The organism is Alteromonas sp. KS69 (assembly GCF_003989595.1).
Classification (GTDB): domain Bacteria; phylum Pseudomonadota; class Gammaproteobacteria; order Enterobacterales; family Alteromonadaceae; genus Alteromonas; species Alteromonas naphthalenivorans.
This window is the reverse complement of sequence record NZ_PYHU01000015.1, coordinates 38,805-52,269: the sequence shown is the minus strand read 5'-3', so window position 1 is coordinate 52,269 and position 13,465 is coordinate 38,805. Positions and strand designations below refer to the sequence as shown.

Genomic DNA, 13,465 nt, shown 5'->3' with positions numbered 1-13,465 from the left:
AATGATAAAACCTTACTTCTTACTGATGTTTAGCTTGTTTTTCTCTGTAAGCATCATGGCTGAAACACACACTTTTCGACTTAGTGATTTTTATGCTGGTGACAGTATTGCCCGATTAGAAGGGAAATCTAGTAGCGTGGATATCGCAATACCGCTAAGTGCTATTAGTGATATATCGAAAGCCTCTCTTAGAATAGAAATTGTGAGTTCACAGGCGCTCGTTGAGAAACGTTCACAAATGTATGTGCGATTTAACAATGCCACCATTGGGCAAATAGCTTACTCCCCAAACCAACCCACTATTATCTCAACCATTGATATTCCTTCCCAGCTTTGGCGCGAGGGGTTTAATAATTTAACCTTGGCAGTTAGCCAGCACTACGCCATGCAATGCGTAAACGGTAGCGCTCCGGAATTATGGAGCGAGGTGAACCTTTATACTTCTTCGCTTACAGTAGATGCTGATATTGACGTGGATAATTTTGGTATTAAAGATTTATCGGGATTTTTTAGTGCAGGTATAGGCGGGCAACGCAGTGTTCAATTACTTACTGCTGAGGATGCCGATAGCGAGATTATCGAAAAAACGTTGCCGTTAGTGGCTCAAGCGTTAGCCCTTAGAAACCAATATCAACCTCTTAGCATCATGCATACGCCCATTCCACAGGGGTATGTTTTACCTAAAGTTACTCAACAAGATGAGGAGTTTTGGAGTGAAAATAGAATAGGCGCGTATGAAAAAACGGCATGGTATTTAGCTGAAGGCAAAACGCGGGAGGTCCATATTCTGGTTGGGAATAAGCAGGCATTGTCTCCGGTATTATCTGATGCGGTTGTCAATGAAATTAACGGCCCCTTCTTAAAAGTGCAACGCACCGAAGCATTTGTCGCTGTCGATAAAACTTGGGTGCCAGCATCATACCGACTTATTGTTAGCGGAAATAATAACGATGAGGTTTTTGATGCAGCAAAAGCCTTGTCGGTAATGGACGATGCGCTCAACCCTGGTGCTCGTACTATCGTGCGCTCTCAAACGCAAATGGATGCAGTAGCGTTGCAACAAACTGCTGCATTGCAACCCGGTGAAAGTTACACCTTTAGCGATATTGGGGTATCTAGCGATCAATTTGTGGATGAAGGGCGCTTTGAGAAAAATGTATCATTAACGCTACCCGCTGATTTCTTTGTACCTGAAAATGCCAGCGTAGAATTCCTTCTCGATTTTGGCTATGGGGCGGGCATTGGGCCGGGCTCTTCAATGAACGTAAATGTGAACGGTGAACTCGTTCACGGCTTGTATCTTGGCGATGTGAATGGTGAATCTTTTAGGGATTATCAGCTGAAGATCCCAGCACGATTTTTTAAAGGTGGAACGAACAGTGTTAGCTTTATCATTACTATGCGCCCGCCTGTTGCAGGGCTTGCGTGTAACGATGTGCAAAGCTCTCATTTATTGTTCCAATTTAACAACAGCTCTAGCATACACCTTCCTCAAGCAGGCCATGTAGCCGTTCAGCCTGATCTAGGTTTATTTGGTGATACTGGCTATCCGTTAGCACGTTTTAATTCAGCGCCTAAAAGCCAAATATTTATACCGTCTAACGACTATTTAAACAGTGCATTGACCCTTGCTGGCAAGCTTGCTCAAGTTGCAAAAATTCCTCTGCTGAATCTATCAATCACTAAAGACGCATATGAAAATAAGGGATCATTAATTGTATTAGGAAGCCCTGAAACACTAAATAATCTTGAACAAGATAGTTTTGTCACTGCCATTGGGAATACCAAGCGTTGGCCCTACCGCGCACAAAATATGTTGTACAACCGTGTGAGAGATTTCAGCAACGATAAATCTTACCGCCAAATGCTTACCGAAGGCACTACAGTACAGGAAAGTGATTTGGGCGATAATGCGGTGTTTGTCGCGCAGCGCCACCCCAACGGCACGAATTCCGACACCCTATTTTTATTGGTTGCACAAACACCTGAAAAATTGGCCGCGAGAGTGGATGACCTGATTAGTTTATCTCTATGGGGACAAATGGCAGGCGACTTCTTTGTTTGGAATGACAACGAATCACCCTTGTTGGTTATGCAGGTTAACGATAAATATGAAATGGGTGAACCGGATGATGTTTTACTCACTCTTCGCTTGTGGTTGTCTAACAACCCTTGGTATTGGTTAGTCACCTTCATGGTATTAGTATTCTTCGTAAGCTTATTGATTTACTTGTTGCTGCGACGCCGAAACAAAAGAGCACAAGATTCATGGTAGACGGCGGTAGGGGCTGGCGGTTCATTCGACTCGTAGGCCTGTTTGGGCTGCTAGGTATATTGGCGTCATGTAGCAACCCTGAAGAGCGTGAAATACAAGAAGCGTTTCAAGCCTATAAAGCCTTGTTTATCGACAATGGTCGTATCATCGATACGGGTAATGGCGATGTATCTCATAGTGAGGGGCAAGGGTACGGTCTATTGTTCGCGGTTGCTGCTAACGACAGAACCGCTTTTGATAGTATATGGATGTGGACTCACACTGTACTTCAGCGGGACGATAAGCTATTTCATTGGCGCTACCGCCCCTGTGAAAGTAAAAATAAGCAATGTATAGACGACCCAAATAACGCCTCAGATGGCGACCTACTTATTGCTTGGGCACTTCTGCGTGCTGCTGATAAGTGGGGAGACAAAAGCTATCGGCATGATGCCCAAGTCATCATAACGGCTATCGAAGAAAAGTTGTTTATTGAAACCGAAGCGTTCCTAGTGCTATTGCCAGGAGAGTTCGGTTTTAAGAGTGATGAGAGTAATGATGAGGACATACAACTTAATTTGTCTTATTGGGTGTTTCCCGCCATTGATGCGATTACTGAGGTTTCGTCTCGGGCACTACGCTGGAAAGCATTACACCGCAGTGGCACTGCGCTTATTTACAAAGCACGTTTTTCTAAACACAAACTGCCCCCAGACTGGTTAAGAGTGAACGAAGGAGCCTTGTCTTTAACCAATACTGTGTCTCAGGAATATGGTTTTAATGCCTGTCGTATACCCCTTCACCTTGCGTGGGCAGGTATAGATGATGCCGCATTTTATTCTGATTTTGAACGCTGGTGGGACATAGAAAATACACCGGCTACCGTCAATTTACTCACAAATGAAATAGCTGAATATGCGATGACACCAGGGATGAAAGCCGTCGAGTCTGCGGTAAAACATATTATTGATGGTAGTCCACTGTCACTTCCAGCGATTGACAGAAATATGGATTATTATTCGGCGAGTTTAACCTTGCTCTCTATGGTTGCTGTTATGGATGCCAAGTCTTAATGTCATCACAATTTTATTGCAAAAAGCGCCCCACAACATTTTTTTTAGCGGTGCTATCGGCCGGTATTGTGGGCTCGTTGTTAGGCGGCGCCCAAGTCAGCGCCCAAGTTAGCGCAGAAGTCTCTACTACGTATAAAGAGCAGCAAGATAAACCGCTACAAGTAGCCGAATATGGCAAACCTGATGTTACGGGGTTGTGGTATCACATCAACCAAAAGCAAACACAACTGGCAAACCGAGAATTAGGAAGGCTTAAAAGTGCGTTTCCGCAATGGGTAGTACCTAGCGACGTTGAAACAGCATTGTATCAATTAAACAATCCTTCCAAGTCCTCTGATGTTGTTACAAATCAGAAAGCTTTAGAACAGTCTGTTTCAAATCAGGCTGCGGCGCATCCGGCAACATCAAATGCGCCTTCGCAAAACACGGTGGCGAAAGACGCCCCACTTCAAAAATTTGCGCAAAAAACATCAGCGCAACGTGTGCTTATTAGCGCACGTGAGCTTAACCAGTTATCAATGTTAGCTGACAGCCTAGCACGTTACGATTATCACATGTTATTGGGGTGGGCTGCTCTAGACAAAGGCATGCTCAGCGATGCTCAGCATCATTTCGAGCGCGCAGAAGCCTTACATGAAACCGTAGTGCAGAAAAAAGGCGTAGTTGATGGTAAGCGTGCCATTGTGAATGCGCGAATTCAGCAACTCTTGAGCAACAGCGCTAATACTAACAATAAAGATGACAGCATTACCAAAGCCAGTATTACCAGAGAGAGCGCAGCGCAGCTCAAGTCGATGTTGTTAGGGGGAGATGCTGAGCAGGTGAGTGAAACGCTATTGGGAGAGGCTTGGAAACGCTATGACGCCGAGCGCTATCACGCTGCTTATGATTTATTTGAACTGTTAGAAAATCATGAAGGGGTGTGGCTGAGTCTGCGAGGGCAGGGGAAAAATGCCCAGGCGGGCTCTTACGCATGTGAACAAGCAAGCTCGCAAAAATTCCTCACTCGCTGTGCTGACTTTTTAGCTTCCGAACAGGCCGAACATTACAACAACGAGCAATTTCAGCGAAGTGTGGATGCTGGATTAGCATTACGAAATATTCGGCGTTTAAGCGGTGATGAACAAGCACTGTTGGGGTGGAGTGCGTTACAAGCAAGCAATCGTCTTAACGATGAAAATGCGCAAATTGCCAGAGATGCTTTTTCCGCAACGCTTGCATCACAACGAACTGCAGGTGAGGCGAGTAACATCGATATCGCCAATGCGCTTATAGGGTTAGAAAATGACGAGGGGCGTGCTGCATTAGCTGAAAAATACCCTTCGGTTGCACTCATTCTAAAGCAACAAGACGCCGCCAGTGCATGGCCAAGAAAGCAATTTATCTTATCTTATAATCTTGATGATGCTAGAGCGACAACAGCGCAAACTAAAGATGCTTATACCGTGGTGGCGGGTTTGACGACGCGATCTCGAAGCGGTGATGAAGGGCTGGGCAATTTTGATGTATTCACTAGCTATATCGGCGTTGGCGGCATGGTAGACAGTTGGCAATGGCAAGTTGCGCTAGATTATCAACAATTGTATAGCGGTAAGCCTGCAACAAACAGTTGGTTTGCTGATGGGCAAGCTTCAGATGATTTTGCAGGCATTTCTGGTTTTGAAGATAAAGGGCTGCGCGCTGAAGTCATGTATCAACAAAGCGCTTTTAATTTTTACGCTAACCTAGAGTATGAATTATTCGACCAGCCTGTTGACGCAGAACTAACAGGGCAACTTTCAGCAACGTGGTTTTTACCTGAAGTCACGTTGGCGACAACGCTATTTCATTTACCTAAAACCGATAGTCTATTGAGCCAGTCCGGTACTTTTAATAGCGAACAGACCGAACGTTGGGGCTATGTTATAGCCGACGGCGTTTCGGTGTTAGCTGCACACAGCTTCAAACCGCAGTGGTCGATAGCGGGTACATTGACGTGGGCTAGTTTAAGCGGCGATGGGGTTGCCGATAATAACTATTTATCTCTTCGTACGGATGTAAACTATAACCTTGCGCCACAAATATCGCCTAGGTTGGATTACTGGCGCGTAGGACCTTTTTTCAGTTATTTAGGGTACGATGAAAATCTAAGCGGTTTTACTTACGGGCATGGTGGGTATTTCAGCCCAAATTATATGGTAAGTATTGGCGGTTATTCTGAACTGCTGACGATGGAAGCGCACCGTTGGCAATTTAAGTTAAGCACCTCATTAGGACTGTCTAGATTAGCAGAGCCTAGCGATCCTCGGTTTCCCCTATTAACAGCGAGTGATAGCAGCAACCCGCTATCAAGCTTACATCTGCCTTATAATCGTAGTACTGGCTTAAGTGGTAATATGATGTTTGAAGGCCAATATAGATTGTCTAACCATTGGATAGTAGCGGGCTACGTAGGTAAAGCCTTTGCGGTGGAATATCAGGCTTTTGAGGCGGGGATGCAAATACGTTGGCGACCAGGAAAAGGCGAGGGCGTAACCAGTGACGAGCTAATGCGCTCGTCACCACGGTTATCAGGTTTTGCGCTTTAGCTTATTGCGAATGAACACTACCGCGAAAGCGGGAAGCATAAGCAGTATTGAGCCCGGTGCAGATACTTGCGTTACGCCGAAACTATAGTTGTTTACTTGCCCTGTGGGAGCTAAATATTCAACGCCATTATCATTGGTTAGATAAACCTCTGGGGTAAATACGCTACTCGCAATAAGGTTCCCGTCAACATGGCCGTTGTAAAAAGCAATATCGGCATAAGGCGCTAATATGCTTCCTTTAACCCCTATGGACTGAATAGTCACGCTGGTGGCGTCAACAAAGTTAAATAGAATGTTATTGGTATAAGTACCGTCGTGACGGTAATTCGCATTTTGGTCGTTATCTTGATACTGTCCAGCAAACGCAGTATTGAAAAAACCGGTATTAAACAAGTCAACCGCATCACCTGTTACGTTAATGATGTTATAGCTAATGGTTGAGAAGTCGTACGTAATACTCTTGTTCGCCACAGATAACCAGTCGGCATCGATGTCATAAATATTGATGCTGTCATCACCAGAGAACACGATACCGTCTACGTTAGTGCTATCTGCACAGCTTGTATCGCCTTGGCAATAAAAAGTTGTACTGCCGTTTGCTGTCATGTCAGCGAATGCTAACGACTGCGCTTTGATTTCAGATTCTATAGCGTCAAAGTCGATATTATCTATCGATGCAGGTGTTACAGCGTCTGCAATGATGCCGTCACTGGCTGTAGAGTTCAGATCAAGGACAACCGTGCCACCGGCAGTAATGCTGCCATCGGTCACTTCAGAGCTAACTAGAGCAACACTACCAACCGAACTAATATTGCCGTTTTCTACGCTAGTATTGGTTAGCTGTACACTGCCTGCATTGATATCGCCGTCATTGACTTGTGCATTAGCTGAGGTAAAAACACCCCCCGCATTAACATCGCCGCTTAATACCGTACTTTCGGTAATAGTGGCGTTGTCAGCTGCATTAACGGCGCCTTCAAACTCAACACTGTTAGCCACAATATTGCCGCTAACGGTGGTTTGGCCGTTACGAATTTTTCCGTTCGTATAGGCGATATCGCCACCCACAAACAATGAGCTTGTGGTTAAATCTGGGGAAAGTTGCAGGCCTACATCAAAATCGTTTACAACTAGGTTACCGCCAACAGCAAGGCTACCCTCTACATCGGAGTAGTAACCGGTATAGTCTTCGAAGATGAATGCATTGTAGTCGAAGGCTTCTCTTAAGGTAATTTGAGTGGCATGAACAATACCTTGTGCACTAACCGCCAGGGTTAGCGCGCCTAGGGAACTGGCGAGTTTCGTTGAAATTGTGTGTTTACGCATAGTTGACATATTTTGCTCCAGTGAAATCAGCAACTGGAATCAATTTTCAACATGGATTTCCAGGCACACCGAATGGTACGATCAGAACAAAATGTGCGCATTACCACAAGAGATACTTTCGTATAGGGATAGATACGAAAAAGCCGCCCTAGAGGCGGCTTTTTAAAACTTTCGAAAGAACTAGCCTTTCTTAACCAGTACCGACACTTTAGCGATACCAGCTACTTTAACCTGGTTCATTACTTCTACCACTGTACCGTGTTCAGTATCTTCATCAGCTTGGATAGCTGCTGAATCAGTGTTGTTTTCCGCTAAATAAGTTTGCGTGTTTGCAACAACACGGCGGATATCAACTTCACGGCCACCCATCATGATAGTGCCATCAGCAGCTATACGAATAGATAGGGCTTTAGAAGGCTGATCATTTTTAGACTGATTGTCTTCTGGGCGGTTTGTATCTAACCCTTTTTCTTTCACGAACGAGGTCGTTACGATGAAGAAAATCAACATGATGAACACGATGTCCAACATGGGGGTCATATCAATCTGAGCCTCGTCTTCGGCCGAGGTATGCTTTTTTCTTTTCATCTCGTCTTCTTTTTTCTGTTACGTTCGAGCACATTAGTATACTGCCTGTAACAAAAATAAACAGGGTTTTGTACAAAACAGCGTGCTCGTTAACACTTGTTGCTGAAAAATTGCTCAGTTTCCATCGTAAAACAACAAACTTATGATTGTTTGTGGGAAATGGCGACGCCTAATTGGTAAAAATACAACATCAACGACTCATTGAGCGCTATACGCAAATTACCATGAGGATAAATGCCAAGTCTAGCCTCTGTTGATCTTTTTGTTCCTTGAACTAAGAATGCGTTTTTGATCGTATGGTCTTGAACGCAGGCCTCAAAGGCTCTGGCGGCCATTTCTTGGGGCATCGCATAGTAATAGATTTTTAATGCGCGATCCGCCTCTACAGATCGTACAAAATAATCGTTAGGCCGATTATTGTTGTCTAAAAACAACGAAGAGAAGCAATTACTCAGTTTTTCATTGAGCGGATGGGGATTTAGTGGAACATTATCTAGCCAAGCTTGCGAAGCGAAGCTACCAGGGCCCACGTCGGCAAACATTTTGGGCGCAATATAATGATCAAACGCATGAAACCACTCATGAGCTAATGCGCCTGCACCGGCATTCTTAGCCAGTGCGAGCTGTCTTCGTGCACTATTATAATGGGCGCTAGCGCCTTTTTGACCGCCACTACCAAAGGCTAACGACAATGTGCCGTTTAAGGACAGCACTTGTTCGTTAACGTTTAAAATGGTGGCCAGATCATACAAGGCGTCGAAGAAAAGGTTAGCCGCTATTTGTTGTTCATCAGCCGTTACCCATTTTCCAATGGTGATACTCGAAAAATTAAACAGTTTGCGAATATCTTGAAAAGTGACATCGGCACCATCCCTATGGCTAGGTCCATTGCGATAGAAGTCTTGATGTATGCGCCCTTGGGTCACAGCTAACCCGCTAACGATATAAGCAGTTGTTCACACCATGCAGCAATACGTTCTTCTGATTTGTCGTACTGGTTTTCGTCGTCTAGTGAGAGCCCTAAAAAGTGTGACTTGTCTTCAGTTAACGCTTTAGACGCTGTGAACTCATAACCCTCATTGGGCCAATAACCAATGATAGTGCAGTTGGAAGGGGCGATAGCATCGTGCAGCATACCCAAGGCATCTTGAAACCAATCAGCGTAACCAAGTTGGTCGCCCATGCCATACAAGGCTACGGTTTTACCTTCCAAATTAAGCTGGTGAGCTTCTTCCCAATGAGATTCCCAGTCTTCTTGCAGTTCACCAAAGTCCCAGGTAGAAATGCCAAAGATAATGACGTCGTAGTCGGCGGTCCTGCCTAAGCTCACATCTTTAATGTTGTGAACATCTACAATGTTTTCATCGAACAAGCTATTTAATTGTGCCTGAATTTTTTCCGCTGCCATTTCCGTATAACAGGTTGTTGAACCGTAGAATAAGCCAATCGACAGGGCATTATCACTCATGAAAACCTCTTTCCGTACACACTAATCATCTTTTATGGGCGGGAATTCTACCTCTTTACCGTTGCTCAACAAAGCTTTGCAGCCAACAACTGTACTATTTTGTGAAATTTGTAATATACCGATGGCGCAGCCGTTATAGAGCTCACCGTATCCTGATGATGGTTCTCTGGCGGTAACCGACATATTTCTGCGCCTTGTGAACACGTTAAGCACAGATTTTGGCCCGTAGAAAACACGGTTAAGCCTATCTAACCAGCGAATTAAGCCTTCGGGAAACGCATTCTTTAATCCGCTACAGGTAAATTGGGTAATGTGAGGGCTATTACGCTGAAAACGTAATCGTACATCGTATACAAACGAGTAGTGAACATCACCTGACAGAATAATAAATTCAGGGGGCGTTTTGTAATGTCGAAAAATATTCAACATAACATTCGCCGTGCCTTTGTGCGCCATCCAGTTCTCGGCATCCACAGTAAGTGCTTTGCCAAAGAAGGTGAAAGTCTTTTGGATGGCTTCAATAAACTTCACCCCGTAAATAGGGGCGGCCGACACCACTATCACCGCTTCCTTTCCAATAATGTTATGCTGAAAGTCGCATAAGGCTTCCCAGTCCATCAAGCCTGACGGCTTTTTCATACTCGATTCAGAGCGCCAACGTCGCGTTCGGGTATCGAGTACCTCAATAGGGGGCGTGGTGTCTAAGCGGTAATTCCAATGTTCAAAGTCTAACAATTGGTCAATGAGTTCATCTTGCTTGACCATGCCATTTTCGGTAAAGGTTTCACTGGCTTTAGCCATTAACGGCGTGCATTTTTGCGGCGCATTGCCCCATCCTTGGCAAAGTAGGTAACCGGTTAGGGCGTTACCAATCATACGTTTAGAAAAAGGGTGTCCATAAACTTCTTGTTCCCAACCGCGGGTTAAGTTCCAGTCGTCGGTAACATCGTGATCGTCAAAAATCATGTAAACGGGAATATGCGCCAGTGCACGGCGGACTTTGGGCAACGTTTTCACAAATCCTTCAATGGCATTTTGTTCTTTTTCAAAGGTGTCTTTGTGTTGCGTGGCTATGTCATTTACTTGAAAAGTCACATTGCGCCACAGGGCAGGCGACCACACTAAGAAATACATGGCCATTACTTCGGCGCAGCTTATTAAGTGATTTTGCGCATTCACCGAGGTGAAAATAGGTTTTCTTTTGGCACCAAAGAAGAGTGATGAAAGAGCGGTATTCGTTTGTGTTTGTGGTAGTAACTGCTCACGTTCATAAAAACCATGAGGGTGAGTAGGGAGCTCTGACGAGTTGTCTAATACCGCGCCATCAAGGGGCTCTTCAAAAAGCCCAAGTAATGCAATGACTTGGTGAATGGCTTGCAAAGTAGGGCCGGCTACATCATCGGTGTATACCTGATCGCCTGTCATCATAAGCACATCAGGGCGAGGGCTGTTTGATGTAATAGCGCTATCGAGTAGATTATCAACTTGAGCAAGGGCATCATCACCATCAAAATGAGGCTTTCGACATGAGCCATGCAATAGGGTTTCTGGTTTATTTGTCCAGCAAAAGCTTAATGCAGTTTGATTAGCATAAAGTAAGTCTGCTTGCTCTTGTTGCCACTTTTCTTGGCATTCAGTCGCTGTAAAGGTGAGTTGGTAGTAAATGGGTACATTGGCGGTAAAGCTTTCATCAACAGTGGCAGATAATAAATGAATGAAGGCGTGCTTACCGACTTGTACGCAGGTGCCTGTCACCTCTGCTTTAAGCGTTGCACCATGCTGTGTTAGTGCAAATGCTGGCGCATTAGCTTCAGGTGTTACCAACCAAACATGACACGCACTTTGTGTGACTCGCCTAACGATTGGGCCCGCAATCACCGCAGGAATATACTGCTCAGAAATAATATGCTCCTACCAAAAGCAACAAGAAGAAAAATGTACCTTACTCTTTTTTGGCTTTAAACGGTATGGTAGATATACTCGCTTACATTTTTTACCCTAATGGGCTTTACTCGTGACGGTTTTCGCCCATAAATTTGCCTTTGTCTGACTATTTACGATGTAGGTCAAAATGTAGGTCAAAGTGCAGGCGGTATCGTAGATGGGGTAGCCAATAGAATTATAGGCTGTGAACACGTTGTCGGGCTGATTTGTTGCTAGCGGTTTTTTATAAGCGTGCTGGTGCTTGCAGGTTTTGCTAGGCGTGAGTGATAGGGGCATCTTAACGTTGAAGGAAATGAAAAACATGTTGAATAATTGGCCGGTTGCCGCGTTTATTGTCGTAGCGTTAAGTGGTGTTGTGGCAGGCTGCAGCGATAACAAAGATGCCGCATTTGACGAAGAAGCGCCTAGTGCCACAACCAGTTCAGTTTTAACCTCTGTTGGGCGCTGGATATCAACCGACACCAGCGACGTAATACAAGACCCTCAAACCTCGGGGCTAATTGAAATTAATGGTCAATTAGTCACCATTGCAGATGGTAGTGCCGCGTTCGAGCAGCAAAGAAAACTGCACTTTATTGATAAAGACACGGCGACACTGACCACATCAAGCAATGCATTTAAGCTAGCTACACGCGTGCGCCGAAGTTGTTTTAGTGACTATTTAACCAATGCGCCAGATTTAGAAGCGCTTGCTAGCGATCCTCGTAATCCGAATGTGATTTACACTGTAACCGAAGATGCTACCCGCACAGGCACACTCTCTACCCGCTGTGAAAAGAAATATCAAAATACGGGCTCTACCGATTATCCCACCTTATTGGTTCGTTTAGAGCGTGATGAAGACAACACTGTGACAATGACCTATGTTCGTCCTTTGCAGTTTCCTACTGAATTTGAAGTGGGTAACTTCCCTAACGACGGTATTGAGGGCATGGCCATGGCAAAAGATGGCACCTTATACTTAGGCCTAGAAAAAGATAAAGCGGGGCAGCCGCGAATTTTCTCGTTAAACATAGCGGATGACTTTTGGCAAAGTGCGGATTTCGCTGTGGTAGATGAACCTGATTTGTCGTTACCTATGTTTGAAACGGGTAGCCACCCCATAAATGGCTTAGCACTTTATAATGCTGCTGATAGCGGTAATCGTTTTTTATTGGCCGCAGCCCGAAATGATAACGAGGTTTGGGTTATTGATGTTGCTGGTAAGGTAGAAACGAAGCGTATCTCCATGCAGTTTAATGTGAGTGCAGATAATGAGTGTGGCGAATATGTAATGGATAACGCCTCAATTGAAGGACTGGTTGTGGTAGAAGATACTTTGTGGCTAATAAACGATCCGTGGAAAGTAAACTACTTGAAGAACATCAAATGTGAAGCAGAGACACCACGTTACGAAGCCATGGCACCTTTGTTGTTCTCAGTGCCTTTAAATGACGCATGGTTTCAGTAGCTCTAGGCTTTAACAATATTCTGTTTCAGAAACCCGGGTTTCTAAATCGCTATGTTTCAGAAGCAATAAACGGCAAAAACCCAGAGATTCAAAGCACTGGCTATTTACAGAGATAAAAAATGCGGTTGCAGATATTACGCTGCAACCGCATTTTTTTGTTAGGGTCTTCAAGCCTTAATTAAGGCTTTTTATGCTTGCTTACGTAGACGTGAAGCAAATGTCTTTTTAAACTTCGCTAGTTTGGGTGCGACTACCATAGAACAGTATTGGTTCTGCGGATTATTTTTAAAGTAATCCTGATGGTAGTCTTCAGCCTGATGGTAGTTATCAATTGGCACAACTTCGGTGACAACCGGATCAGGCCAAATCTCTTCCGTAGTGATTTCTTTTATTATGGCTTCTGCAGCGTCTTTTTGCGCATCGTCATGATAGAAAACCGCACTACGGTATTGTGTGCCCACATCATTACCTTGACGGTTCAATTGCGTAGGATCGTGCAGTGCAAAGAAAATCTCTAATACCTCTCGATAACTGATGTTATCGGCATCATAGGTAACTTGAACGACTTCAGCGTGACCAGTACCGCCACCACAAACTGATTCATAAGTTGGTGAGGCATCTTCGCCGCCCGCATACCCAGATACTGCTTTTTCAACACCTTCAACAGTATTAAATGCTGACTCTATACACCAAAAACACCCGCCAGCTAGGGTGGCTACTTGTAAATTTGCCATTGTGTTACCTCAGAAAAAACGTATGACATCAGTGTGGGTGTGAGTGTACCTAAACTCAAGT

The 13,465-nt window shown here is 44.6% G+C and carries 10 protein-coding genes; 4 read left to right on the top strand and 6 right to left on the bottom strand.

Annotated features, from left to right (window positions below):
- The first annotated feature begins 1 nt into the window (after nt 1).
- The 3 genes from C7Y69_RS11730 to C7Y69_RS11720 are packed head-to-tail and all read left to right on the top strand — an operon-like array spanning nt 2 to nt 5,894.
- Entirely contained in the window at nt 2–2,275 is a 2,274-nt protein-coding gene (locus C7Y69_RS11730; protein ID WP_126872831.1) for a cellulose biosynthesis cyclic di-GMP-binding regulatory protein BcsB, read from the top strand.
- Complete coding sequence (locus C7Y69_RS11725; RefSeq protein WP_126872830.1) at nt 2,269–3,327, top strand: glycosyl hydrolase family 8; 1,059 nt, start codon at nt 2,269–2,271, stop codon at nt 3,325–3,327. The genes C7Y69_RS11730 and C7Y69_RS11725 overlap by 7 nt, the downstream gene beginning before the upstream one ends.
- On the top strand, nt 3,327–5,894 hold the full coding sequence (locus tag C7Y69_RS11720; RefSeq protein ID WP_126872829.1) for a cellulose synthase subunit BcsC-related outer membrane protein: 2,568 nt from the start codon (nt 3,327–3,329) through the stop codon (nt 5,892–5,894). Before C7Y69_RS11725 ends, C7Y69_RS11720 begins: the two co-directional genes overlap by 1 nt.
- On the opposite strand, the gene C7Y69_RS11715 is transcribed toward C7Y69_RS11720, so the two are convergent.
- The 5 genes from C7Y69_RS11715 to C7Y69_RS11695 all read right to left on the bottom strand — a co-directional run bounded on the left by C7Y69_RS11715 (nt 5,877) and on the right by C7Y69_RS11695 (nt 11,163).
- Nucleotides 5,877–7,229, bottom strand: coding sequence for a choice-of-anchor A family protein (locus C7Y69_RS11715; RefSeq protein ID WP_244360974.1), 1,353 nt, complete (start codon nt 7,227–7,229; stop codon nt 5,877–5,879). The two genes, C7Y69_RS11720 and C7Y69_RS11715, sit on opposite strands and share 18 nt — an antisense overlap.
- Before the next feature lie 171 nt (nt 7,230–7,400).
- Complete coding sequence (locus tag C7Y69_RS11710; protein ID WP_057789357.1) at nt 7,401–7,808, bottom strand: ExbD/TolR family protein; 408 nt, start codon at nt 7,806–7,808, stop codon at nt 7,401–7,403.
- 140 nt (nt 7,809–7,948) lie between these two features.
- Nucleotides 7,949–8,734 carry a CLCA_X family protein gene (locus C7Y69_RS11705; RefSeq protein WP_126872828.1) on the bottom strand — a complete coding sequence of 262 codons (786 nt, stop codon included), beginning with the start codon at nt 8,732–8,734 and terminating at the stop codon, nt 7,949–7,951.
- A gap of 2 nt (nt 8,735–8,736) precedes the next feature.
- Nucleotides 8,737–9,276 (bottom strand): flavodoxin FldB, encoded by a 540-nt coding sequence (gene fldB, locus C7Y69_RS11700; RefSeq protein ID WP_013782623.1) that lies wholly within the window; start codon nt 9,274–9,276, stop codon nt 8,737–8,739.
- A gap of 21 nt (nt 9,277–9,297) precedes the next feature.
- A complete protein-coding gene (locus C7Y69_RS11695; protein WP_041452450.1) occupies nt 9,298–11,163 on the bottom strand; it encodes an isoleucyl-tRNA synthetase in 1,866 nt (621 codons plus the stop codon).
- A gap of 358 nt (nt 11,164–11,521) precedes the next feature.
- Here C7Y69_RS11695 and C7Y69_RS11690 point away from each other — a divergent pair, with 358 nt between their 5' ends.
- Nucleotides 11,522–12,670 (top strand): hypothetical protein, encoded by a 1,149-nt coding sequence (locus C7Y69_RS11690; RefSeq protein ID WP_126872827.1) that lies wholly within the window; start codon nt 11,522–11,524, stop codon nt 12,668–12,670.
- A 188-nt stretch (nt 12,671–12,858) separates the two neighbouring features.
- On the opposite strand, the gene msrA is transcribed toward C7Y69_RS11690, so the two are convergent.
- Complete coding sequence (gene msrA / locus C7Y69_RS11685) at nt 12,859–13,404, bottom strand: peptide-methionine (S)-S-oxide reductase MsrA (RefSeq protein WP_126872826.1); 546 nt, start codon at nt 13,402–13,404, stop codon at nt 12,859–12,861.
- Nucleotides 13,405–13,465 lie beyond the last annotated feature (61 nt).